This is a genomic window from Halorussus lipolyticus, assembly GCF_029338375.1.
Taxonomy (GTDB): Archaea; Halobacteriota; Halobacteria; order Halobacteriales; family Haladaptataceae; genus Halorussus; species Halorussus lipolyticus.
Genome location: NZ_CP119804.1, coordinates 2,115,427 through 2,137,740, shown reverse-complemented (window position 1 = coordinate 2,137,740; position 22,314 = coordinate 2,115,427). Strand labels below are relative to the sequence as shown.

23 protein-coding genes are annotated in these 22,314 nt (G+C 65.6%); 11 read left to right on the top strand and 12 right to left on the bottom strand.

The window, feature by feature from the left end:
* Positions 1–18: 18 nt before the first annotated feature.
* Positions 19–435 (bottom strand): DUF7344 domain-containing protein, encoded by a 417-nt coding sequence (locus tag P2T57_RS10880; RefSeq protein ID WP_276299231.1) that lies wholly within the window; start codon positions 433–435, stop codon positions 19–21.
* Between the two features lie 165 nt (positions 436–600).
* On the opposite strand from P2T57_RS10880, the gene P2T57_RS10875 reads away from it, so the two are divergent.
* Positions 601–1,110 carry an HPP family protein gene (locus tag P2T57_RS10875; protein WP_276299230.1) on the top strand — a complete coding sequence of 170 codons (510 nt, stop codon included), beginning with the start codon at positions 601–603 and terminating at the stop codon, positions 1,108–1,110.
* Between the two features lie 23 nt (positions 1,111–1,133).
* On the opposite strand, the gene P2T57_RS10870 is transcribed toward P2T57_RS10875, so the two are convergent.
* The 5 genes from P2T57_RS10870 to P2T57_RS10850 all read right to left on the bottom strand — a co-directional run bounded on the left by P2T57_RS10870 (position 1,134) and on the right by P2T57_RS10850 (position 6,601).
* Positions 1,134–2,699: a DUF7537 family lipoprotein gene (locus tag P2T57_RS10870; protein WP_276299229.1), complete on the bottom strand. Its 1,566-nt coding sequence runs from the start codon at positions 2,697–2,699 to the stop codon at positions 1,134–1,136.
* A 343-nt stretch (positions 2,700–3,042) separates the two neighbouring features.
* Positions 3,043–3,759: a type 1 glutamine amidotransferase gene (locus P2T57_RS10865; RefSeq protein ID WP_276299228.1), complete on the bottom strand. Its 717-nt coding sequence runs from the start codon at positions 3,757–3,759 to the stop codon at positions 3,043–3,045.
* 117 nt (positions 3,760–3,876) lie between these two features.
* A complete protein-coding gene (locus P2T57_RS10860; protein WP_276299226.1) occupies positions 3,877–4,542 on the bottom strand; it encodes a DUF8127 domain-containing protein in 666 nt (221 codons plus the stop codon).
* A gap of 26 nt (positions 4,543–4,568) precedes the next feature.
* Entirely contained in the window at positions 4,569–5,738 is a 1,170-nt protein-coding gene (locus P2T57_RS10855; RefSeq protein WP_276299225.1) for a class I adenylate-forming enzyme family protein, read from the bottom strand.
* 62 nt (positions 5,739–5,800) lie between these two features.
* Entirely contained in the window at positions 5,801–6,601 is an 801-nt protein-coding gene (locus P2T57_RS10850; protein ID WP_276299223.1) for an alpha/beta fold hydrolase, read from the bottom strand.
* 534 nt (positions 6,602–7,135) lie between these two features.
* On the opposite strand from P2T57_RS10850, the gene P2T57_RS10845 reads away from it, so the two are divergent.
* The 4 genes from P2T57_RS10845 (at position 7,136) to P2T57_RS10830 (ending at position 12,310) form a co-directional block, all read left to right on the top strand.
* Entirely contained in the window at positions 7,136–8,071 is a 936-nt protein-coding gene (locus P2T57_RS10845) for a twin-arginine translocation signal domain-containing protein (protein WP_276299222.1), read from the top strand.
* Between the two features lie 2 nt (positions 8,072–8,073).
* Complete coding sequence (locus tag P2T57_RS10840) at positions 8,074–9,771, top strand: pyrroloquinoline quinone-dependent dehydrogenase (protein ID WP_276299221.1); 1,698 nt, start codon at positions 8,074–8,076, stop codon at positions 9,769–9,771.
* A gap of 3 nt (positions 9,772–9,774) precedes the next feature.
* Complete coding sequence (locus tag P2T57_RS10835) at positions 9,775–11,037, top strand: cupredoxin domain-containing protein (RefSeq protein WP_276299220.1); 1,263 nt, start codon at positions 9,775–9,777, stop codon at positions 11,035–11,037.
* Between the two features lie 109 nt (positions 11,038–11,146).
* Entirely contained in the window at positions 11,147–12,310 is a 1,164-nt protein-coding gene (locus P2T57_RS10830; RefSeq protein ID WP_276299219.1) for an HD domain-containing protein, read from the top strand.
* Positions 12,311–12,355: 45 nt separating this feature from the next.
* Here P2T57_RS10830 and P2T57_RS10825 read toward each other — a convergent pair whose 3' ends face one another.
* The gene (locus tag P2T57_RS10825) at positions 12,356–13,033 is read right to left on the bottom strand and encodes a hypothetical protein (protein ID WP_276299218.1); all 678 of its coding nucleotides are present in this window, start codon (positions 13,031–13,033) and stop codon (positions 12,356–12,358) included.
* A gap of 326 nt (positions 13,034–13,359) precedes the next feature.
* A complete protein-coding gene (dps, locus tag P2T57_RS10820; RefSeq protein ID WP_276299217.1) occupies positions 13,360–14,112 on the bottom strand; it encodes a DNA starvation/stationary phase protection protein Dps in 753 nt (250 codons plus the stop codon).
* Between the two features lie 229 nt (positions 14,113–14,341).
* On the opposite strand from dps, the gene P2T57_RS10815 reads away from it, so the two are divergent.
* From P2T57_RS10815 to P2T57_RS10800, 4 genes are all read left to right on the top strand, one after another.
* Complete coding sequence (locus tag P2T57_RS10815) at positions 14,342–14,956, top strand: DUF7529 family protein (protein WP_276299216.1); 615 nt, start codon at positions 14,342–14,344, stop codon at positions 14,954–14,956.
* A gap of 114 nt (positions 14,957–15,070) precedes the next feature.
* Positions 15,071–16,120: a DUF7972 family membrane protein gene (locus P2T57_RS10810; protein ID WP_276299215.1), complete on the top strand. Its 1,050-nt coding sequence runs from the start codon at positions 15,071–15,073 to the stop codon at positions 16,118–16,120.
* 61 nt (positions 16,121–16,181) lie between these two features.
* Entirely contained in the window at positions 16,182–16,526 is a 345-nt protein-coding gene (locus tag P2T57_RS10805) for a toxin-antitoxin system TumE family protein (protein ID WP_276299214.1), read from the top strand.
* Between the two features lie 5 nt (positions 16,527–16,531).
* A complete protein-coding gene (locus tag P2T57_RS10800) occupies positions 16,532–16,933 on the top strand; it encodes an HVO_A0114 family putative DNA-binding protein (protein WP_276299213.1) in 402 nt (133 codons plus the stop codon).
* 23 nt (positions 16,934–16,956) lie between these two features.
* Here the strand turns inward: P2T57_RS10800 and P2T57_RS10795 are convergent, their stop codons facing one another.
* A complete protein-coding gene (locus tag P2T57_RS10795; RefSeq protein ID WP_276299212.1) occupies positions 16,957–17,691 on the bottom strand; it encodes a DUF5806 family protein in 735 nt (244 codons plus the stop codon).
* A 106-nt stretch (positions 17,692–17,797) separates the two neighbouring features.
* On the opposite strand from P2T57_RS10795, the gene P2T57_RS10790 reads away from it, so the two are divergent.
* Entirely contained in the window at positions 17,798–18,166 is a 369-nt protein-coding gene (locus tag P2T57_RS10790; protein ID WP_276299211.1) for a universal stress protein, read from the top strand.
* Complete coding sequence (locus P2T57_RS10785) at positions 18,163–18,681, top strand: GNAT family N-acetyltransferase (RefSeq protein ID WP_276299210.1); 519 nt, start codon at positions 18,163–18,165, stop codon at positions 18,679–18,681. The genes P2T57_RS10790 and P2T57_RS10785 overlap by 4 nt, the downstream gene beginning before the upstream one ends.
* 156 nt (positions 18,682–18,837) lie before the next feature.
* Here P2T57_RS10785 and P2T57_RS10780 read toward each other — a convergent pair whose 3' ends face one another.
* The 3 genes from P2T57_RS10780 to P2T57_RS10770 all read right to left on the bottom strand — a co-directional run bounded on the left by P2T57_RS10780 (position 18,838) and on the right by P2T57_RS10770 (position 22,121).
* A complete protein-coding gene (locus P2T57_RS10780; protein WP_276299209.1) occupies positions 18,838–19,293 on the bottom strand; it encodes a universal stress protein in 456 nt (151 codons plus the stop codon).
* A 185-nt stretch (positions 19,294–19,478) separates the two neighbouring features.
* Positions 19,479–19,613 (bottom strand): hypothetical protein, encoded by a 135-nt coding sequence (locus P2T57_RS10775; protein WP_276299208.1) that lies wholly within the window; start codon positions 19,611–19,613, stop codon positions 19,479–19,481.
* Between the two features lie 90 nt (positions 19,614–19,703).
* On the bottom strand, positions 19,704–22,121 hold the full coding sequence (locus P2T57_RS10770) for an ATP-dependent DNA helicase (protein ID WP_276299207.1): 2,418 nt from the start codon (positions 22,119–22,121) through the stop codon (positions 19,704–19,706).
* Between the last annotated feature and the right edge of the window lie 193 nt (positions 22,122–22,314).

Below are 22,314 nucleotides of genomic sequence, written 5' to 3'. Positions count from 1 at the left end.
TCTGCACGGCCGAGAACGTCAGTTCTGAACGCTCTCGTCCCGACTCGCCGCGATGTCGAGGTAGGCGTCGGCCTGCTCGGCGTAGGGGCCTCGCGCGACCACCGACTCGTCCTCGTCGTACTCGACCAGCCCCATCATCGCCAGTTTGGGCAGTTGGGAGTGACGGAGCGAGGTGAACACGCCCTTGCAGTGCTCCTCGGACACGAGGTCGATGGACTTGTCGGTCTCCCACGCGGCCACGGTGTCTACCAACTCCCGGAGGCTGAGCGCGTCGTCGGCCTCTTGGAGCGCGACGAGGACGTACCGGCTTCGCTTCGAGGAGAGCGCGTCGAAGACGTTATCCTGCGAGAGCGGCGGTACGTCGAAGTCGGGTTCGTGGGGGGACGGCGTGGGCGGTGACGAACCTCCGTTACCCTCGGCTAGGTCGTCGTTCATTTCCCTCTAGTAGCCCGCGAGTGGGGGTGTCTCTACTGGTTCACTAGTCAAGGTATTTAAACAGTCCGACCCCGGAAACCGACCGACAGCACCGAGGTTCTTCGGTGTCGCTCCTGCGAGGAGCGTTCGACAGGGCTTTTCTGGGTCGGTCCGCGATGGAGAGACGTGTACGACGAGTTACGCGAGAGTGTCACGGCTGGCGCGCTGTTGGTGGTCGTCTCGGCGCTGGCCGTGGCGACGGGCCGGACCTTCCTGTTCCCGAGTCTCGGCCCCTCGGCCTTCCTGCTGGCGACCAAGCCCGCGGCCCCGGCCAGTCACCCCCGGCGAGTTTTCGGCGGGCACGTCCTCGGCGTGCTAGCCGGACTGGCGGCCTACCACGCGCTGGCGTCGGGAGTCGCGGTGACTGCCCCGCCGCCCGCGATGACGATTGCCAGCGCCTCGCTGGCCGTCAGCGGCGTGCTTTCGGTCGTGCTGACGACTGCCGGAATGGTCCGGTTCGACCTCCGGCACGCCCCGGCCTGCGCGACGACGCTCATCGTCTCGCTCGGTCTCCTCTCGTCGCCGACCGACGCCCTGCTGGTCGTGGCCTCGATTCTCCTCTTGCTGGCGACCCACCGGGTGCTGGTGGCGGCGGAAATCGCGCCGGTGCGGACGGTCGCCGACCGGCCGAGTTGAGCGCCGACCGGCCGGGTTTAGCGCTACTGGCCGGTGGTCTCGCTTTCGGTCTCGTTCTCGGCCTCGTCTACCCACGCCGGGCGCTCGACGGTAGTCTCGCCGAGTGCGGTGAACCGGACGGTTCGCTCGATGCGAGTGGTGTTATCGCCCCGAACCGCGGTGTACTCGATGGCGTACTCGTGGACCAGTCCGGTGTCGCCGACGAGCGCCGAGAAGGAGACGTTCCGGACCGAATCGGCTCTGAGTTGGCTGGCCAGCGCGTCGGGACTGCGGATGCCGGTCGAGTTCACTCGGTAGCGCGCGGTTCCGCCCCGGTCCTCGGTGTCCGCGAGGGTCGTGTTCAGCCCGCTGAACAGGACGAACAGACTGTCACGGCCGGTTCGGGAGGCCAAGGGCGGTCGGCGGTCGTCCCCGGCCCGTTGGTAGGTCGTCCCGTTGGGTCGCTCGATGGCGTACCACGTGTCGTTCTGGCTCGACCAGACCGCCATGTCGTACCGGTAGAGACCGATTCGTCGGGGTTCGCCGGTGACGTTGCTCCGACTGACAACGCTGAGCGGGTCGTGGGCGACTTTCCGAACCCGGTCTGCTCGCGCCCGGACCGCACCGTCGAGGTCCCGAGCGGTCAGGTTCGAGACGACCGTGTAGGACCGATTCCGGAGGTAGTTCGCGTGGGCAGAGGACAGCGCGGCCGCGTCGGTGACGCCCGACTCGTTCAGGCCGGGTGCGAGGCCGTCGGCGAGAGTCTGTCTGGTCTCACCGGTCACTCGCTTGGCCGCCGCGACCCATCCGGGGACGCCGACCTCGGTTGCCCCGATGTCGGAGTAGCGGACCGTCATCGTGCGGTGGCCCGAGACGTTGCCGCGAACGAAGTCGAACTCGTAGGTGACGGTGCGGACGAGGCCGGACGACGCGACCAGTGCGGTGGCGGTGATGTTAGTCGCGTTCAGTTCGACGGTGCCGTTGGGCGCGTTGTAGGTGAACGTCTCGGCGTCGCTGGCGGCCCGGACGCGGTACGAGCCTTCGCCGTCGCGCTCGACCGCCGAGACGGTAGTTTCGGAGGCGTTCAGCACGTCGGCCAGCAGTTGCTCGCTGTTGAACGTGTTTTCCGCGAAGCCCCGGCCGGATTGGCGGCGGTAGCCCCGGTTGTAGACGCTGGCGTTCCAGAACGTGACCGACCCGTTAGTGTAGATTCGGGTGTCGTCGATGGCGACGCCCGCCACGCTGACGCCGGTGCCGGTCTGGGTGTGGTTGAACCGGAGGCGGTCGCTCCCGACCTGCGTGTGCTGGCTCCACCGCCCGAGTTCGGTGCCGTCGTCCGCGACGACGCGAACCTCCCGGTCGTAGGTGTAGGACTGCCCGGCGAGGGCCTCCTCGTGGGCCGCGGCGAACTCGCTGGCGTCGGTCACGCCGGACGCCGAGAGACCCCGCGGAAGCGCGTCCTCGATCGGGGACGGCCCGCCAGTCGTCGTCTCGGGTTGCTCCTCGGTGGTGGCCTCAACCTCGGGTTGCCCGCTTCCGGGGAGGGCGTTGCACCCCGCGAGGACGACGAGAACGCAGACACAAATCGGCAGGACGGCGTTGCGGCGCATGCCTCCGCCTTCGACGTTTTCGCATAAAGGTCTATGGACTGACTGGTTTTCCGGCGCGCTTGGAGGTCGTCGCAGTCGGGCGATTTCGGCCGATTCGACCGCCGAACTGCCGGTGTTCGTCTCGGGACGCGGGACGCTCGCCGGGTTCAGTCCAGTCTACAGGTGGGGCAGGCCGAGTGCCACGGAGGCGTTCGGAACTCGGAGATTTCCGCGACGACGGGAATCGGAGACTCTCGAACCACTTCCCCGAGGCGGTTCACTCGCGCCGCCACGACGGCAAACCAACCAAAGCAACCAAAATGGTAGTAGAGGACAGTAGAATAAATGCTAGGGAAATAAAATCCTATGCCGAAGCCGTCTCGCTTCCGCTCTCGGACTCGACCTCTCGGACCTCGCGGACGTACTCGCAGAAGTTCTCGAAGACGAGTTTGGCCTCGCAGGCCGCCCGGTAGTTCTCGTCGGTGATGCCCGCCAGCACCGCCTCCATCCGGTCGTCGTCCAACTCCTTGCCCTTCGTGACCGACTCGGCCGTCTCGGCGTCGTACTCGGGGTGGAACTGGACGCCGAACACGCGATTCTTCCGGAAGCCGTGGTTTCCGTAGTCGTTGCCCGCGATTTCCTCCGCGCCCGGCGGGAGTTCCATCACGGCGTCGGAGTGGGTAGTGAATACCGTGAACTGCTGGTCGATGCCGTCGAACAGGCGCGAGTCGCCGGTGTGTTCGACCTCCCGGTAGCCGATTTCGTACTCGCCCATGTCATCGACCTCGCCGCCCAGCATGTCCGCGAGGAGTTGGTGGCCCCAACAGACGCCGAGACAGGGGAGGCCGGCGTCGATGGCGTCACCGACCCACTCTTTGGTCGGTGCTATCCAGTCTTCGTCCCAGTAGACCGACGACCGGGACCCCGACACGACCACGCCGTCGAAGTCCAGCGTCTCGGGCAGGTCGCCGCCCGTCGCGTCGAACTCCACGAGGTCGGCGTCCAACTCCCGCCGGAAGTTCCGCCGGGTGTCGGTGGGGTCGTGTGCGGCGTTGACGAACGCGATTCGCAATCGACTCATTGTCGGATACGAAGGACCCCCGGTTCAAAAGGCGTTGTGCTGTGGGGAGTTCTGCCGGTTCCCGTGACGGACTCCCACGGTTTCGGCGCGCCTCGGAAGCAGATTCGTCAGTCCCGCTCAGGCCCGCCGGATGAGTCCGCGCTGGCCCCACAGCACCAGCAAGAGGCCAGCGACCGGCCCCAGAACCGAAACCGCCTCCTCGATTTCCTCTCCCCGGCGCTCGGCCGCGGTCGAGGACCGAACGACCTCCTCGGTCACGACGTAGTAGGTCCCGGACTCCGCGACCAGTTTACCGGAGTCGCCGAGGAGGCTCTGACGCGCGGTGGCCGACCCGGATTCGACCGCCTGTCGGACCGGCGCTCGCACGGCACCGACGGGACTCGCCGAGTGGTAGAGGGCGTCCTCGGTCGGAACCGGTTCGAGGCGCAGGGCGGTCCGCCCGCCGCGCTCGTCGTAGGCGACCCGGTAGAACGTCTCGTTGGCGTAGACGTACTCGTACTGGTAGTGGCCGAACTCGACGCCGTATCTGGTCGAGACGTTCGCGCCGTCCAGCAGATGGCGTTCGAGGACGCAGGGCCGGTCGGTGAGACCGACGCAGATGATGTCGTCGTCCAGTCCCCACGTCGGGTACGGACCGTGGACCTCGAACCCGTCGTCGGTGGGTTCGACCTCGGCCGCCGTGAGGCGATACGTCGGGTCGCCGATGTGGAAGACGCCGACGTACAGCGGACTGAAAACCAACAACACGCCGACCAGAATCGCCAGTTCGGGACTCGGACGCACGACGACCGGTACGCCGCCCTACTTGTTCAATCTTTGTCGGAACGCTCGTCGCCCGAGAGGTAGTACTCGCCCTCGTCGCGGTAGCCCCGGTCCCCCGCCGAGACCCACTCCGGGAACTCGTCGGTGCCGCCCTCCTCGGCGAGATAGCCTCGGGGGGTGACTGGCCCGCGGAACTGGAGTTCGCCGATTTCGGCGTCTGGGGCCTTCTCGGCCTCGCCTTCGCCACCGGCGACTCGGACCTCGCAGTCGGGGAAGGGTCGGCCCACGCGGTCGGCAGTCGCGCTCTCGGCATCGTCATCTCGCTCGGGCGGCACGTAGAGGTTGTTCGGCCCGGTTTCGACCCCGCCGTAGGTTCGGACCACCGGCGCGCGCCGGGCCAACTCGTCGCGGGCGTCGTCGGCGAGCGCCGAGCGACTGGCGACCCACTCGACGCTTCCGAGGCCGGCCTCGCCGAAGTCGTCGCTCTCGACCAGTTCGCGGTACTCTGTCGCGCCGCCGAGGAGGACGGTCGCCTCCTCGTCGGCCACCGAGGCCAGCGCGTCCTCGGGGTCGAACGCTCGGAGGACGACGCTTCGACCGCCGACGTAGAGCAGGGGGAGCGCGAGGCCGAGGAGGCCCCCGGCGTCCGACAAGGGGAGAAGCGTCGGGGCGCAGTCTCCGCGGCCGAGGCCCCACGCCGCCGTCGCGGTGATGCAGTTCCACTCGACCGCCCGCGCCGGGAACTCGACCACGCGCTCGCCCTCGTCGGTGTGGAGGTAGAGCAGGGCGTCCTCCGGGTCGCGCTCGATTCGCTCGTAGTCGCTCCCCTCGTGACGACCCACGTCCTCGAACGAATGGGTTCGCTCGTCGGGGAGACTCCGCACGAGGTCACGCTGGGCCTCCTCGTGGGCCACCACCTCGGGGTCAATGGTCTCCAGCGGTCCCTCGACGGTGGCGGGCGTGAGTCGGTGCGAGATGGGGGCAAAAATCGCGCCGAGTCGCCGGACCGCGAACAACAGCGCCAGCGTCTCGACGCGATTCCGAGACACCACCCCCACGGCGTCGCCCGGTCCGACGCCGAGCGCCGAGAGTCTGCGCGCCATCGCGTCGGCCTCGGATTCGAGGTCGGCGTAACTCACCCGGCGGTCGGCGTCTACGTCCACGACCGCGGTTCGGTCCTCCCAGAGCGCGGCCCGGCGTGAGAGCGAGAGCGTCATAGAACGGGATTCGGTGCGGGCGACCGTAGGCGTTGTTGCGGGATGGGCGTCCCGATTCGGCCTCAGTCGTCGTCGTAATCGGCCAAGAACCCCACGAGCGCGTCGTTGACGGCCTTCGACTGGGCCACGAAGAAGAACCGCTCGCCGGGGAACTCTCGGAACTCGCCCTTCGGGAGGCCCTCGGCCAGCAGACGGCCGTTCTCGGCGGGAATCACCCGGTCGTCCGCGCCGTGGAGGACCAGCGCGGGGACCGTAATCTCGTAGAGGCTATCGCTGAGGTCGAACTCGGCCATCGCCTCGAAGTGACTGCGCTGGGCCTCGGGACCGGCGTCCTCGGCGCGCCGCCAGTTCAGGATTCGCTCGACCAGTTCGTCGGTTTCGAGGAGGTCCCGACCGGCGACCGGTTCGAGCGAGTCGCGGAGCGACGACCGGTCGTCGGGGTCGGCGAGGAGTCGCTCTCGCACGTCGTCGGAAATCGGTTCCGTGCGGGGGCCGCCCGCCGAGGTTCCGAGGAGCGTCAGCGTCCGGGCGCGGGAGTGGTCGAGGGCGTACTGAAGTGCCACCATCCCACCCATCCCCGCGCCGACGAGGTGGGCCGTGCGCGCGCCGTGATTTGAGAGGACCGCTTCGAGGTCTGCGGCCATCTCCGCGATGCTGTACGAATCGGCCGCGTCGGAGTCGCCGGTGGCGCGCGCGCTCGGCACGACGACTTCGTAGGGACCGGCCAGCGCCGGGAACTGCCAACTCCACTGCCACGGGCCGTACCCCGCGTCGCCGAGGAGGACGACCGGGGTGTCGCTCTGAGTCGCGTCGCCGGTGACTTCGTAGTGGATAGAAACGCCGTCGTTGTCCGCGTAGGGCATGGTCTGCGGTTGGGGGTCCCGGCGTTTCACGGTTTCCTTCGACCGGCGCGCGAGTGGCCGTCTCGGCCGAGTCGAGTTGCGGATAGAGACACGAAATCCATTCTTTCGACAAACATATTATTCGCTAAATAAATATATAGTTGTCCGTATCGCCGTATCGACCGGCCGCCCGCCCGCTACGACCGACGTTCGCTCGCGGTATCTCGTCGCGCTATTGGTCGCTAGGGGATGATAGAAGCGATAGATTACGCTGGCGTCCGTCCCGCGCTGTCGCTTTTCGACCGGCCGGATTCGACTCCGATTTCCGAAACTTGATGCCGCGCCCGCGTGGTCTCCTCGGAGTAATAGTCGGATACCCGAAGGTATTCTCCGGCGAATGCGGGAGAAATTCTTTCGCCGTCCCACGTGTTTGGTAAACTGTCCTACGCAAGATGTGAACGTGTCATTGATTGGAAAACGACTACGGGGACCTATTTGACTGATTGATGAACGTTCACACGGTTCACCCATCGCGTTGGCGAACCGGACACAGCAATGACAACAGAACATACGAACTCTCGGCTCTCAGACGACGAGCGCCGCGACTTCCTGAAGGTCCTCGGCGTTACCGGGGCGGCGGCGACCGGCGGGGCGGCGCTCGAAGACGTGACGCTGAGTGACCTTCGAGAGGCCGTCACCGTCGAATCGACCGGGGAATTCGCCCGGCGGGGCGAGGCCATCCGAAACGGTCTCACGGGAGAACTGAACGCCGAACTCGTCGGCGCGGAGATGGCGGGCGTCGCTGACGCAATCGACCGACTGCCCGAGGTCCGGACAGCGGGCATCCCCGAGCGCGGCGAGGAGCTATACGCCGAACTGACGGGCGCGGCGTGGGCCATCGACGACCACCTCGCGGAGGTCGGTTTCTACGCAAGCACTGAGGCCAACCTCCCGCGGTTCGGGTCCTCGCACATCGAAGCGATGGCGCGCCACCTCGTTCGGGCCGAGGCGCTCGAAACCGCGCTCTCGGAGGTCGGTTTCGACGCCCGCGAGCAGACCGAGGCGGTGGCCAACGTCGTTCGCCAGTCCGACCACCTCGCCATGTGGCAACCGACGTGGGGCTACGAGGACGTAGAGGGCGGCGACGAGTTCGAGGTCGAACCCGAGTACGTCCCGCCGCTTCACCGGCGGGCCGCCGCGGGGGCGCTCCTCTGGATAGACGGTCTGGACAAGCACCTCCGACAGAAGCAGGTGTTGATAACCGACCAGATGTTAGACGACGGCATCGCCGACGTTCGGGCGATGCTCGGCGGGTTCTACCTTCTGAGCGACGCCGCGAGTCGCCTCGCCACCGGCGACATCGCCGACGAGGAGCTAACCGCGCTGGTCTCGGGAAGCACCGCGATGCTGATAGCGAGCCAGACAGACCTCCAGTACGACCTCGTTCGAATCACCGACGAGATGCGGGCACCGCGGACGGGGGGTGACTGACGATGGCGGACGACAGAGTTCCCAAACCGGGAACGTCCACGATTCAGCACCCCGGCGACACCGGCGTCATTCCGGAGCGTGATGTGACACAGCAGGACCTCCTCGAAAGCGGTGAGAACCCTGAGGGGTGGTTGCTGTACGGCAACAACTACCGGCGACACCACCACACCACGGCCGACGTGATTACGCCGGAGAACGTCTCGGACCTGACCCGCGAGTGGACGCTCGACGGACTTCCGAACGCCAACGACGCCGCGGGCTTCCAAGGCTCGCCGCTGGTCGTGCCGGGCGACCCGCCCATCATCTATCAGGTCAACGGTCCCGAACAGAACCGGGCCATCAACGCCCGGACCGGCGAGATTCTGTGGTATCACATGTACCACCCGAAGGCACCGGTTCGGTGGGAGACGCCCCCGGCGAACCGAGGAGTCGCGGTCCTCGGCGACACCCTCTACAAGGTGACGCTCGACCACGGCATCCTCGCGCTCGACCGGTACGACGCCAGCGAGAAGTGGTACTACAACGGGGCCTACGAGTACCGCAACGAAATCGCCGAGGGCGACGAGCAGATGGCGATGCACGACGAACTGCAAGCGTGGCCCCGGTGGCGAGGCGTGGCCTCGAACTACCCGTTGGTCGTCCACGACGGCAAACTGATGATGGGAAGCTTCGGCGGCGAGTACGGCGTACAGGGGTGGGCCGAGGCCGTCGATACCGACGGCGAGCAGGTGTGGCATCGGGGGATGACCCCGCCCGACGAGTGGGTCGGCGATGCGTGGAAGCACGGCGGTTCGACCGTCTGGCAGACGCCGGCCCTCGACCCCGAGAGCGGCACCGCGGTCCTGCCGACCGGGAACCCCGGCCCGTGGTTCGGCACGGTTCGGCCGGGCTGGAACCCACACACCGCCGGCAAGGTCGCGCTGAACTCCGAGACCGGCGAGGTCGAGTGGGGCTTTCAGGAGTCGCCCCACGACTGGTGGGACTACGACTCGCCGAGTCCGGCCACCATCTTCGAGGCCGAAGTGGACGGCGAGACCCGAAAGCTGGCCACGTGGCCGGGCAAGACCGCGTGGCTCTACACGGTGGACCTCGAAACCGGCGAACTAGTCGAGCGGAGCGACGAACTCGGCGAACACCTCAACACGTGGACGATGCCCGAACAGGAGTTACAGGAGACGCCGTGGATTCTGCCCAATCTCATCGGCGGGACCAACCCGCAACCATCGGCCTACGACTCCGACCGGAACACGCTGGTCCTGAAGACGACCAACCTCCCGATGAAGCTGACGTGGGAGTACGAGGAGTACGAAATCGGCGAGCAGTACACCGGCATGACCTACATCAGCGCGAGTCCCGGCCAGCGCGAGAGCATCGAGGGGTGGAACCAACCGCCGGGCAACATCACCGCGGTGGACCCGGTGTCCGGCGAAATCAAGTGGCAGGACTGGCTGGCGAGCAACCCGTGGGGCGGCACGCTGACCACTTCGACCGGCATCACCTTCGCGGGGACCGACGGCGGCCTGTTCATCGCCTACGATTCGGAGACCGGCGACAGGCTCTGGACCGACCAGTTCTCGATGGGCATCGAAGGCAACCCGGTGAGTTGGTACGACCCCGAGATGGGCAAGCAGTACGTCTACATTCAGGGCGGTGCCGACGCGGAGGAGAACATGATTACCGTCTACTCTCTGGAGGAGTGACCCATGAAAAACGACAGACACGACCGAACGACACGGCGCGGATTCCTCACGGCGGCGGGAACGACGGGCCTCCTCGTCGGCGTCGGCGGAATCGGTGCGGCCGGGGTCGGACGCCAAGACGGCGCGCCTGCGACCGAGTATCGTTTCGGCGGTCGAATCTCGGGGTGGCAGGGCAGAGAACCCGCGTCCATCGCCGATACGGTCAACCCGACGCTGAACCTGCAAGCGGGCACCGAGTACGCGATTACGTGGGTCAACGTCGATGGTGCGCCCCACAACGTCGCCATCCTCGCGGAGAACGGCGACGTGGTGGAACAGACCGAAATCATCTCCGGGCAGGGCGGGACCCAGACGTTGCAGTTCACCGCCACCGAGGAGATGACGAGTTACATCTGCCAAGTTCACCCGACTTCGATGGTGGGCGACATCGTTATCGGCGGTGGGGATGGCGGACAGCAGACGACCACCGCGACCCAGACCGCGGTGAATCAGACGACGACGCCGGGCCAGACCACGGCGGCAAATCAGACGACAACCCCGGCCAACCAGACCACCACGACGGTTCCGAATCCGACCGAGGCCGAGGTGGAGGAGACGACGAATCCGCTGGCCGACCAGTACGGCGAGCAACCGGTGAAGTTCTTCGCCGCGATGGAACCGCCGCAGGGCGTCCGGACCGAGGCCACCGGGATGACGTGGTTCACCCTGCATCCGCCGAACGGCGTGGTGGCGAAGCTAATGTACTCGACCCACGTCGAGAACGTCGAGAACGTGACGGGCATCGACATCGTTCTCACCGAGCGAACGAATCCGGTCGTGGCGAACCTGTTCCGGCCCAGAACCCCGGTTGACGAGACCAACGGGACGCTGGTGGACGAAATCATGCGCGCCGAGGACCTCGTGGGACCGTTCGAGGGCGAACCCCTCCTGCGACTCACCGAGGCGATTCGCAACGACAACGCCCGCGTCGTGATTCGGACGACGGACCATCCCGACGGCGTGCTGGTGGGGTCGATTCGGGAGGTCGATGGGACGACCGACCGCGCGACCACGATGGCCGACGGGGCGAACCAGACCACCGCCGGCGGGAACGAGAGCGAGGGACAGATTTCGGTCGCCGGGCAGGCGTCGGCCGAGGGCGGCGTCGATACCGACGACATCGTGAGCCAAGCCCAAGCGCCGGGTTTCGGCGGTCTCAGCGCCCTCGGCGGCCTCGCCGGGGCGGTCGGCTACATGCTGAAGCGAGGCGACGGCGACGACGACTGACCGCGCCGAGACTGCTCCGGGACTCCCGGCACTGCTCCGGGACTGCCACACGACTCCGGGGCGACGGGAGACGGACTCTTTTTGTCGGCCGTGGCGCAACCCGGAAGCCATGAAGGCCATCAAGGACAGCGTTCACGACCACATCCCGATTTGTCCGCTTGCCTCCGACCTGCTCGAAACGCCCGCGTTCCAGCGTCTGCGCCACATCAAGCAACTCAGCACGGTCCGGTTGGTCTACCCCTCCGCGAATCACACCCGGTTCGAGCATAGCCTCGGAGTCTACTACCTCGCTCGCGAAGCCTGCTCGCTCCTCGGGGTCGGCGAGGACCGGGCGAAGGCGGTCCGGTCTGCCGCGCTCCTCCACGACGTTGGCCACGGTCCCTACGGTCACCAGACCGAGGGCATCATCGAGCGCCGCCTCGGCAAGCACCACGACGAAGTGGGCGACCTCCTCTCGTCTGGCCGACTCGCCGACGTGCTGGAATCTCACGGCCTCGACCCCGAGGAGGTCGCCGAACTGGTCGAGGGCCGGGGCAGACTCGGCCAACTCGTCGCGGGCGAACTCGACGTGGACCGGATGGACTACCTCGTCCGGGACGCCCACCACACCGGGGTTCCCTACGGCACCATCGACCACTCGCGCCTGCTGGCGGCGCTCCAGTTCCGCGGAGACGAGTTGGTCCTCTCGGAGGGCAACGTCCAGACCGCCGAGGGGACGCTGGTCGCCCGGACGCTGATGAACGCGACGGTCTACCGCCACCACGTCTCGCGCATCGCCGGCGAGATGCTCGAACGGGCAAGCGAGCGTCTGCTCGATTCGACCGACTTGGACGCCGGCCAATTCGCCCGGATGACCGACGCCCGCCTGCTGGGAGCGTTGCGCGACTGCCCCGCCACCGAGGACGCCGCCCGGCGACTCGAACACCGGGACCTCTACAAGCGGGCGGTTTGGGCCAAATTCGACGCGGTGCCCGAGGCGGTCGTCACCGCCGACCACGACCAAGTTCGGGCCTTCGAGCGAGAGGTCGCCGAGGTTGCCGGGGTGTCCCCCGAGGAGGTGCTGGTCGATACCCCCGGCGAACCGAGTATGCCAGAAACCTCGACTCGCGTGGTGGTTGACGGCGAGGTGCGTCGCCTCGCCGACGAGTCGCCGCTGGTCGAGGGCCTGCGGGCCGCCGGACGCGCTCAGTGGCGACTCGGCGTCTACGCTCCCGAGGAGACGGTTCCGGAGGTCCGCGCCGCGGCCGAGCGAGTGTTGGGGCTGGCGACCTGACGACCAAAAAATGAAACCGCGGGCGAAGCGCGGCCGACTACTGGCTCAGTAGAACCCGCAAACGTCCTCGCAGTCGTTGTTGACGCAGTAGTCGCATCCCGAGCAGGTGCCGATGCTCCCGTCGGTGTAGCAGGTGTTGGTCGTGGTGTCACAGCAGACCTCGTACTCGGTGCAGACGCACCCGTCGCCGATACACCCTGCGACCATGTAACACCCGCTCGTCTCGGCGTCTCGGTCGGGGTCGAAGACCGTCGCCGACCCGTCGTCGTTCCGGAGGAGGGCGTACCGACGCCCGGCCTCGGGTTCGACGTTGATGGTGAGTCGGCCCTCGTCGGTCTCGGTCTCGACGTGGAGGTGGGCGCTCGGTTCGCCGCCGACCATGAACGCCGACACGTCCGCGCCCTCCTCGGCGACCAGTTCCGCGGGCGAGGCGTCGAGGAGGTCCTCCTCGGCGAGGCGGTCGAACAGGTCTCGGGCGTGGTCCTCGAACGCGGCGCAAACGGCGCGCTGGGACTGGTAGGCCCGTTTCCGCTCGTGGAGGGCGTACTTGCCCGTCGGGTCGATGGCGCTCGCGGTGCCCGCGAAGCCGAGACTGGCCGCGATGCCGGCCACGCCGGTCACGAACCGACGCCGGGTGGAGGGTGCCGATTCGTCGTCGCCCATCGAGGACAGCAGTTCGATTCGATTCGGTGCGTCGTCGGGGTCGCGTTCGTCCTGAGTCATCGGTATCAGCCAGCGATGCTGGCTCCTCTAGTTAGGAAATTTAAATTAATAAACTACCAGTCTAAAGAAATAGGTACTCGACGTGGCGAGCGCCGGTCGATGCGGACTGCGACCGCTACGCCGTCGTTGATTTAGCGGCCGGTCGGATTGGGTTCAGCGACCGGTCGAACGGGATTCGGCGGTGGCCGAACGGATGCCGGGCGTCGAACCGCCAATGTGTCGTTCGAGCGTGAAGCGATAGCAGACAACTACGAGCGGCTTTCGTAAATATCTGGAATTGTTAAGGAATCATTATTATTGCCTTCCACAGTGCGACGACCGACTCGTCAGTATCGCCATCCGCGGCCGTACCCCTGCTGGTCGGTCCGTCGGGACCGGCTCTGTCTCTGCGCTCGGCCCGACTGTCCGCCCTGCGTCTGGCGCGACTGGCCGCTCCCCTGCATCTGGCCTGACTGCCCGCCGCCCTGCATCTGTCGGGATTGTCCGCTCCCCCGCTCCTCGCGGTACTGGGACGGCCGGCCGCCCTGCGACGGACTGGTGCCTTGCGAACCGCCAGCGTCCTGCATCGACGCGCCCGGACGGTCCGGAATCATGTCCGGGTTGACCGCTTGCAGGTGCGCTTCGAGGAAGTAGAGCTGTTTGTCCACCTCCCGCGAGAGTTCGGTGTACATGTCGGCGGTGTCCTCGTCGTCGCGTTCGACCGCGATTTCGATTTCGCGCCGGAGGTTGTTGGCGTGCATCCCGACCCGCTCGACCAGCGCCGCGACGTACTCGGGGCCGGTGGTCACGTCCGACGGCATCTCCGGAATCCGGGTGTTCGACGCCGCGGACCGGACCGTGCCGGTGGCCTCGCCGCCGAGTGCCGTCGCGCGCTCGGCGATGATGTCGGCGTGGTCTTCGAGCGTCTCGGCTATCTCGTCGAACAGCAGGTGGAGTTGGTAGAAGTTCATCCCCTTGACGTTCCAGTGGGCGAACTTGCATTGGGTCATCAGGTCCGTGGTGTCGGCGAGGCTCTGGTTGAGCATCCCGACGATTTCTTGGCGCGTCTCGCCCGGAATCCCCACCGCCGAGCGGAACATCTGTGGTCGTCGTCGGCCGCCCTGTTGAGACTGTCCTCCGTGTTGTGACTGTCGCGTTTGTCGTTCTGAACTCATCGTTTTCCCCCACGACCAGCACGACGACGCGGGGTAAGAAAGTTCGGGCGAGAAGTATCGGCCGAGGAGCATCGGACGGGAAGCACCCGGCAAGGAGGCCGCCGGTTGCCCACGAGTACCAAGACTTTTAGCCTTTACAGTCGCGTTCGAAACCATGAGCGACGACGCCGAGGAGCGCGACGAGTTGGGAGACGACGCCGAAGTACCCGCCGACGGAGACGAAGCGGACCTCGAAGCACTCGCCGAGGACGACCCGGCCGCCGCCTTCGAGCAGGCGGGCGAGATGCCCGGCACCCACCTCCGGGCGGCGGAGTTCTGGGACGACATCGTTTCGGACATGGAGGCCACCGCCGACGAGTACGAGGCCGACGGGTGGGACACCCTCCAACTCCACCCCGGCGACGTGACCGCGCTGGTCCCCGACGAGGACGACGAGCGATTCGGTATCGACGTGCTGGTCCCCGACGACGAGTTCGGCGAACTCGAAGCCCTGCTGGCGGGCGAGGTGTCCTTCGACGCCTACGAGGCCTTCCGGGCGACGGCCGACGGCCTCGTGCTGTTCGTGGTCGCCATGGAGGACCGCGACCGAGAGGTCGCCGTCCTCTACCCGGCCTACTACGACGCCCAGAACGCCCAACCGATGCTCACGGCCGCCGAGAGCGCCGGAGAGATGCACACCTACGTCCGGACTCTGACTAACCAGCGAGTCGAGTTCACCCACGACGAACCCCAGAACTTCGGGCCGCCGTCCAGCGACGACGACGAATAGCCCGAGTACGGCCGACGGAACAATAGCGTCGGGCGGAAACGGCCGACGGAACAATAGCGTCGGGCGGAAACGGCCGACGGAACAATAGTGCCGGCCGACAAATTCCATCGTCGGATGACTGGTGCGGACATCGACTCGCCGACCGAGATAACCGACACCATCGAGCAACCCGACCGCGGACCGCTCGGTGAGGCCGTCTTCGACTTCAAACGCTGGTTTCTCCTCGACGCGAACCGGTGGTTGGTCGTCGGTCTCCTCGGGGCGGGCACGTTCTTGCTGACCATCGCGGTCGGTACCTTCGGTCCCGTCTCGGCCCAGCGATTTCTCGCGCAGGGCATCTCGCCAGCGTCGGCACTCGTGGAACTGATGAAGACCGTGGTCTCGGTCGTGACCATCGTCCTCTCCATCAACCAACTGGTCCTCTCGCCGGAACTCGGGCCGGTCAGCGACCAGCGCAGTCGGTTAGAGGACACGATGGAACTCCGCAGACAGAGCGAGGGCCTGCTGGACGATACCGTGAGTCCGCTCTCGCCGGGCCAGTACTTAGACGACCTCGTGTCGGCGCTCCGCGAGCGCGCCACCTCGCTCCCCGACACCATCGACGGCGACGCGGACCTCCGGTCGGACGTGAAGGAGTTCGCCCGTGACTTCGACGCCGAGGCCAGAAGCGTCAACGACGACCTCGAAGACGCCAAATTCGGTGACTTCGAGGCGGTCGCGGCGGTGATGAACTTGGACACCTCCGGGAAGATACGGCAACTCCGCCTGATTCGCAAGGAGTACAGCGAGCAACTCGACGACGACGAGAGAGAGGCACTGGTCGAGATGATAAACGCCATCGAGTTGTTCGTCACGGCCAGAGGCTACCTGAAGACGACCTACATCCGAACCGAGTTCATCAACTTCTCGCGGGCGCTCCTCTACATCGGCCTCCCGTCCCTGCTCATCGCGCTCTACGCCACCCAGATTTACGATCCGGGCGTCTTCCCCGGCACGACGCTCGCAGTCGAGAACCGCCTCTGGTTCGTGAGTGGCGCAATCACGATTTCGCTCCTCCCGTTCGTGACCCTCACCTCGTACATCTCGCGGCTTGCGACGGTCTCCCAATCGACGCTGTTCATCGGGCCGTTCGTCGCTGGGAGCGAGAAACACGAGGAGGATTAGCACTCCGTTGGCTACTTGACCAACGGTTTTATGCTGTTGGCTATTCAACCAACATCTGTGGATGGTAGTGACGGACGACGATTTCGACGGATACGAACGGACAAAGGTGTACGAAGACGGAACGCTAGTCCGAATTTCAATTCGTCGGACTGGGGACGATGCGTATCCCTCGGGATGGCGGTACACACTCCATTACGGCGCACTCACACCAGATTCAGAAACACTCGAAGATGGAACTATCCGGCGATACGACAATGCCCACGAAGACACGAAAGGACACGAACTACACGTCGCACCCGACCCGGAACCAAAATACGTAGATTTCCCCGGAATGGTGGAACTCTACGAGAAGTTTTGGGACGAAATACCGATGGCACGGTTCGGACCATCCGACAACAGTAGGTGATTCACATGACTGAACATAAGAACATCCTCTTAGTCACAGTCGGTGGCGGTGAGGAGATGTACGAGGAAGGACTGGAAGCGATTCGACAACTCGAAGACGGCGAATCGGTCGGGAAGCCGACGACCGTGACGTTTGCGAACGAAAAACAACTCGGAGAGGTCTTCGACGAGCGCACTTACACGCTTCTTCGGGTTATCCGAGAGAACAGTCCCGATAGCATCCGTGAAACCGCTCGACTCGTTGAGAGGGACGTGAAGAACGTCCACCAAGAGTTGACGCAACTGGAAGCACTCGGAATCATTCGATTCGACCAAGAGGGTCAGTCGAAGCGACCCGTGTTTCCGTACGACGACCTCTTTATCAATCCGTTTGCTCACGATGCTGGCGACGCCGCCGCGTCGGTCTAACCACCAACTGCATCTCTCGGCAGTCAGTCGTCGGCTTCCGCGCTCGCGTCGGCCTCGGCGGCCTCCATCTCGTGACCGCAGTTCGGGCATTCGAGTTCGTCGTGGCGGAGTTGTTCGCTGGCCGACCGGACCTCGCGCATCACGCCCGAGATTCGGTCCTCGGCCTCCAGTTCCTCCTCGACGGACAAATCGACGCCCTCGACCTCCAGTAGGAACTTGGCGACTTCGGTCACTTCGTACATCATATCGTCTAACTCCTCGGCCGTGAAGAAGCCCGACATCGCGCCGTAGAGGAAGGTCGCGCCCGCCTGCCGAACCTTGTCCTCGAACGAGGAGCGCGCCTGATTGACCGCCTGCGGGGTGTAGGTGTCGGTCATGAACGGGACGAGTTCGGGCAGGTTCTCGCCGATTTTGGTCATCTCGACCCCGGTCTCGGTCCGGAAATCGGCGCAGAGTCTGGCGATGGCCCACTCGCGGGCGGTGATGTAGGTCCGGTCGCGCAGGAACTCGTTAACCCGGTCGTACTCCGCGCCGTCCATCTTCGTGAACCGCTCGTACTTGCGAACTTCGTCGGGGACCTGCTCTACGTCGGATTCAGGTTCTTCCTCAGTGTCGGATTCGGTCTCCGGTTCGGCGTCAGGTGCGGATGGCTCGTCGGCAGGAGGGTTCGACTCGCGGTCGGCATCGGGGGTGCGAGTCGGGTCGGCTTCGGCGTCCTGATTGTCGTTCTCGGAGGGACGCGGTGGTTCGTCTGCCATGAATCGGGGTAGCGGTGGGAGGTGGAAAAGCGTATCGTCTGTCGGAGATTGGCACGGAGGCGGTCGCCACACAACTGTTTTGTCGGAGGGCGCGGTTGGGGGAGATATGAACGTCCTGCTCGGAATCGGCGGAAGCGACGACTCGATACGGGCGCTCGAACAGAGCGTAGAGCGCGCCCAAGCCGCTGGCGACGACCTGACCGTCGTCATCCTCGAAAACCCCGAGAGCGACCGCGAACCGACCGACATCGAGTCGCGGGTGTTCCAGACGCTCGAAGACGCCGAGTTCACAGCCGAGGTCCGGCACCTCTCGGGCGACCCCGGAAGCCAACTCGTGGACCTCGCCGAGCGCGAGGGATTCGACCAAATCGTCCTCGGCGGCGGCCAGCGCAGTCCGATGGGGAAGATAAAACTCGGCCACATCTCGGAGTTCGTCCTGTTGAACTCCCCGGTCAGTGTCAAGCTAGTACGATGAGTCCGAGCGAACGCGGCTACCCCGACGAGGAGGCCGGGTCCTTCCCAGAGCCACCGCTGTCGTTCGACGACAAGGAGGGCCGGGAGATAGCGATTCGGCCCTACGACGGCGAGTTCGAGGCCGTCGTGGAGATGTACACCGATTTCGCGCCCTCGGACCGGGCGCAGGGCATCCCGCCGGCCACCGAGTCGCGGGTCCGCGACTGGTTCGAGAACCTGCTCGACGGACTGAACGTGGTGGCGTGGCACGACGACCGAGCGGTCGGCCACGCCACGCTGGTCCCCGACGAGGACGCCCACGAACTCGCCATCTTCGTGCATCAGGACTACCAGCGCGCCGGAATCGGATCGAAGCTGATGCAGGGTCTCCTCGGCTACGGGCAGGTAAACGGCGTCGAGAAGGTTTGGCTGACGGTCGAACGCTGGAACCACGCCGCGGTCAACCTCTACGAGTCGGTCGGCTTCGAGACCCACGGCACCGAGAGCTTCGAAATCGAGATGGTTCTGCGGCTCTAAGACGACCTTTTGCTGCACTTCGGGCCGCGCTCGGCGCGGCCCTCCGTTGGCAAAACGTCGATGAAAAACACGGCACTCCTCCCGCCGTTCGCTTTGCTCACTTTGGTCGTCGCTTGGTCCGCTCGCTCACTTCGTTCGCTCGCGGTAATCGGAGCTTCACACCGACAACACGGGCTGGCTGGCGTACAACAGCACGTACTCGGCGGCCTTCTCCAGCACTTCGCCGGGTTCCCCGGTGAGGGGTTCGCGCGGAATCACGATGAAGTCGGCGTCGATGTCCTCGGCGGTGTCGAGGACCGCGCTTCCGGGATGTTGGGTCTTTCTGGTGGTCGAGAAGCCGAATGCGTTCGAGGTCGAGACGGTCACGCCGTACTCGTCGGCGAGGTCCCGAACGGTGTCCATGAACGTCTCGGTGTCCGAGAGGACGTCCTCTTTGGCGACGGCTCCGCTCTCGATGCCTCTGACTAGCTCCTCGCCGAGGACGTACATCGCGTGGACGGAGGCCTCGTACTGTTCGGCGACGGCGACGGCGTACTCGACGGCCTCGACCGACTCGTCGCTTCCATCGACGGGGACGAGGACGGTCTCGACTTCGAGCGGCGGCTCGGTCATGTCCCTATCTGTGAGGGCGCTCGGCAAAAATCCTCGCCTCGGAGAAACGGGGTTCGGCCTGTGGAGAATTGTGATAGGTCTCGGTGAGTGGGACACTCACCACCAAAACATGACTGAAGTTGTCTCTAACATATCTATAGTTGTTTGAAGAATACATCAAAATGTCTATTACGAGCGTTCGAGGGCTATTCGCCGACGCCCCACGTGTCGTGGTCGTCTGTCGCGTCCGTTTCCTCGTCGCCCTCGTAGCCGTCAAAGTCGGTGAACGTGCTGGTCTCTTGTCCGACGCCCTTTTCGGACTCTACTTGGTGGTTGCTCATGACCGCGGTTGCACGTCTCCGAATAAAATATGTCGTGGTAGGCACTACGATACGAATCGAAGCCCTTCCTCGAAGCGGCGTCTCGCGGCGCTACTCGTGGCGGTCCCAGAACCGGTTCAGCCCGCGATAGAGCATTTCCATGCCCATCTCGGTGCCGACCGTCTGAAACTCCTCGCGCTCGACCTCGGGGAAGTACTTCCGAACGCTGTCCCACGAGTCCCGAGCGTAGCGTGCATCGACGAGGACCCTGACGCCGACCTCCTCCGGCCCGCGAATCACGCGACCGAGGGCTTGGCGGGCCTTTCGAACCGCTGGAACCGTGAGCGCGTACTCGAACCCCTTGCCGGACGTCCCGCCCGACTGGCCCCCCGAGTGTGACTCGGGGACGTCCCCGAAAGCGCGGTCGTAGGCCGTGCGGACTGCCTTGGTCCGAGGACTGGCGGTGTTGATGATGGGGACGCCACAGACCACCGCGGCGCTGAGTTTGTCGCCCTCGTAATCGACGCCCTCGGTGAGCGTGCCCCGGAGGCTGGTGACGAGGACTTTGCCCTCGCCGCCGAAGAACTCTGCTTTGAGGTCCTCGGTCACGTCGTCGGCGCTACTCTCGTCCAGCAGAACCGGCTTCTCTACTTTGGAGTTCTCTCGCAGGCTCTCGGCGGCCCACTCGGCCTCGGCGTAGTTGGGCATCCCGACGAGGACGTTGCCCGGCGACGACCGGGCCACGTCCCGGAGCGCGTCGGCGTAGACCTGCCGAGCGGGGGTCTCGTCGCCGGGGGCACCCCGGTTGTCGTAGGTGAACTTGGGCGCGTCCACCGCGAAGCTCTCGCGGTTCTTCTCGGGGAAGTTCAGGCCGTAGGTCCGGTCTTCGACCGGGCGACCCTGCTCGGATTCGAGGTGGTTGAGACCGGTGACCTCCTCGAACACGTCGAGGGGTTCGAGGGTCGCGCTCATCAGGACGCCGCCGCCGAACTCCGCGAGTTGTTCGCCGATGGCGTCACTGGGCACGCAGTTCTGCATGGCGAGTCTGGCGTTGTAGGCCCGCCGCCACGACGTGTCGGGTTCCTTCTCGTTCCACGTGCGTTCGAGTTCGATTTCCCGGAAGTAGTGTTCGTGGTCGTTTCGGTACCAGTCGCCCAGCACCCGGCCCGCCGAGGGCGCTGACCGCTCTTTCTCGTCGTCCTCGGCCTCGTTCAGGATGCGGGCGACGACCGACCCGACCGCCTCGGCTTTGACCCAGACGCCGTCGTGGTAGCCTTCCGCTTGTGCCCACTCCGAGATTTCGTCGGATTGGGGTTCGGTCGGGTCCCGGAGGGGGATTTCGTCGTCGGGCAAGTCGTGGAGGTTCGACTTCCAGCCCCGGTGTTCGCGTTCGAGGTGGGCCGTGACCCGGCGGTCCAACTCCTCGCGCAAGTCCCGGAAGAAGTCGCGGGTCGCCTCGATGTCCGAAAGGCTCACCTCGCTGTCTTCGAGTTCGCCCCGGACCAAATCGGCGTCGGTGGTGGTGTGAGTCTCCTTGTCGCCGTCGAATTTGAGGGGTTGGATGACCTGCGTGAGTTCGGATTCGGCGTCTCGGAGCGTCTTGTCGCCCACCGCGTCGCTCACGAGGTCCCGGACGCGGGGTTCGAGCATGTGGGCCTCGTCGCAGACCACGAAGGTCGATTTGTCGAGGAGCGCGCCGGTGAATCCGGAAGTCGTCACGGGGTCGAAAGCGTGGTAGTAGTTGCCGACGACGACCTCGGCGTGGCCCAAGATTGCGCCCATCATCGAGTGGGGGCAGGTGCCGTGCTGGACCGAGAGCGAGACCAGCTCCTCGGGGTCGATGAGACCCATGCCGTCGAAGTCGAAGGGGACCGCTTCCACTGGGTCGCCGTCGTCGGGCGCGTCTTCGAGGAACTGGGCGTAGAACGGGCAGTACTCCAAGTTGTCGTACTCCGGCATCTCCGGCGGGTAGGGCGTCGGTTCGCCCGCAGTTTCGAGATAGCTCGCGGCGGCCCGGCCTTGGGACCCCGAATCGGCGAGACCGGTCTGCTGGCTTCGCGCACGCGAGACGAGATTCTGCGCGGTCGTGGCCCCGGCCTCGCCGGTGACGCCGCGGGTGTCCTCGCGGAGCGATTCGCATCGCTCGTAGACGTTGCTGTCGTCGATGCCGCCCGCGTTCTCCCGGTTGTAGGGGCACACGTCGGCCTTGCCGACGAGGGTGAGGGCGGTCACGGGGTCCCAGTCGGCCGGGAGGTTCGCGTTGATAGTCTGGAGGTCCTCCTCGAACTGCCGCAACTGCTGTTTGACGCTGGTGAGGACGACGACGCGCTCGTAGTCGCTGTCGGGATTCCGAACGAGGTCGATGCCCGCGGTCAGCGCCAGCATGGTCTTGCCGGTCCCGCAGGCACCCTCCACGACCGCGAAGCCACCTTGCTGGGCCGTGTCGATGGCCGTCTCGATGCCGTCTACCTGCTCGTCGTAGGGGTCGTCGTGGCCGAAGACCTCGTGCCACGAATCGCGGGAAGTCACTGGGCCGAAGTTAGCCCGCCATCCGGTTTGAACGTTTGGATACTTCGGGATGTGCGTATTCGGCTATTCTGAAACTCGAGAGTAGAGTGGTAGCGACGAACTCTTCTCGAAGCCCTCGCCTTGTGGTTCGGTCGGCCGCGGCGCGAGAGGTAACGGAACCAGTCCGGCGCGCGGGAGTGCGCGCAGAACTGTG

Bases quoted from the DNA above. Each gene is read 5' to 3' on its own strand.
- P2T57_RS10880 (WP_276299231.1), bottom strand. From the start codon at position 435: ATGAACGACGACCTAGCCGAGGGTAACGGAGGTTCGTCACCGCCCACG.
- P2T57_RS10870 (WP_276299229.1), bottom strand. From the start codon at position 2,699: ATGCGCCGCAACGCCGTCCTGCCGATTTGTGTCTGCGTTCTCGTCGTC.
- P2T57_RS10865 (WP_276299228.1), bottom strand. From the start codon at position 3,759: ATGAGTCGATTGCGAATCGCGTTCGTCAACGCCGCACACGACCCCACC.
- P2T57_RS10855 (WP_276299225.1), bottom strand. From the start codon at position 5,738: ATGACGCTCTCGCTCTCACGCCGGGCCGCGCTCTGGGAGGACCGAACC.
- P2T57_RS10850 (WP_276299223.1), bottom strand. From the start codon at position 6,601: ATGCCCTACGCGGACAACGACGGCGTTTCTATCCACTACGAAGTCACC.
- P2T57_RS10845 (WP_276299222.1), top strand. From the start codon at position 7,136: ATGACAACAGAACATACGAACTCTCGGCTCTCAGACGACGAGCGCCGC.
- P2T57_RS10840 (WP_276299221.1), top strand. From the start codon at position 8,074: ATGGCGGACGACAGAGTTCCCAAACCGGGAACGTCCACGATTCAGCAC.
- P2T57_RS10835 (WP_276299220.1), top strand. From the start codon at position 9,775: ATGAAAAACGACAGACACGACCGAACGACACGGCGCGGATTCCTCACG.
- P2T57_RS10830 (WP_276299219.1), top strand. From the start codon at position 11,147: ATGAAGGCCATCAAGGACAGCGTTCACGACCACATCCCGATTTGTCCG.
- P2T57_RS10825 (WP_276299218.1), bottom strand. From the start codon at position 13,033: ATGACTCAGGACGAACGCGACCCCGACGACGCACCGAATCGAATCGAA.
- dps (WP_276299217.1), bottom strand. From the start codon at position 14,112: ATGTTCCGCTCGGCGGTGGGGATTCCGGGCGAGACGCGCCAAGAAATC.
- P2T57_RS10815 (WP_276299216.1), top strand. From the start codon at position 14,342: ATGAGCGACGACGCCGAGGAGCGCGACGAGTTGGGAGACGACGCCGAA.
- P2T57_RS10810 (WP_276299215.1), top strand. From the start codon at position 15,071: ATGACTGGTGCGGACATCGACTCGCCGACCGAGATAACCGACACCATC.
- P2T57_RS10805 (WP_276299214.1), top strand. From the start codon at position 16,182: ATGGTAGTGACGGACGACGATTTCGACGGATACGAACGGACAAAGGTG.
- P2T57_RS10800 (WP_276299213.1), top strand. From the start codon at position 16,532: ATGACTGAACATAAGAACATCCTCTTAGTCACAGTCGGTGGCGGTGAG.
- P2T57_RS10795 (WP_276299212.1), bottom strand. From the start codon at position 17,691: ATGGCAGACGAACCACCGCGTCCCTCCGAGAACGACAATCAGGACGCC.
- P2T57_RS10790 (WP_276299211.1), top strand. From the start codon at position 17,798: ATGAACGTCCTGCTCGGAATCGGCGGAAGCGACGACTCGATACGGGCG.
- P2T57_RS10785 (WP_276299210.1), top strand. From the start codon at position 18,163: ATGAGTCCGAGCGAACGCGGCTACCCCGACGAGGAGGCCGGGTCCTTC.
- P2T57_RS10780 (WP_276299209.1), bottom strand. From the start codon at position 19,293: ATGACCGAGCCGCCGCTCGAAGTCGAGACCGTCCTCGTCCCCGTCGAT.
- P2T57_RS10775 (WP_276299208.1), bottom strand. From the start codon at position 19,613: ATGAGCAACCACCAAGTAGAGTCCGAAAAGGGCGTCGGACAAGAGACC.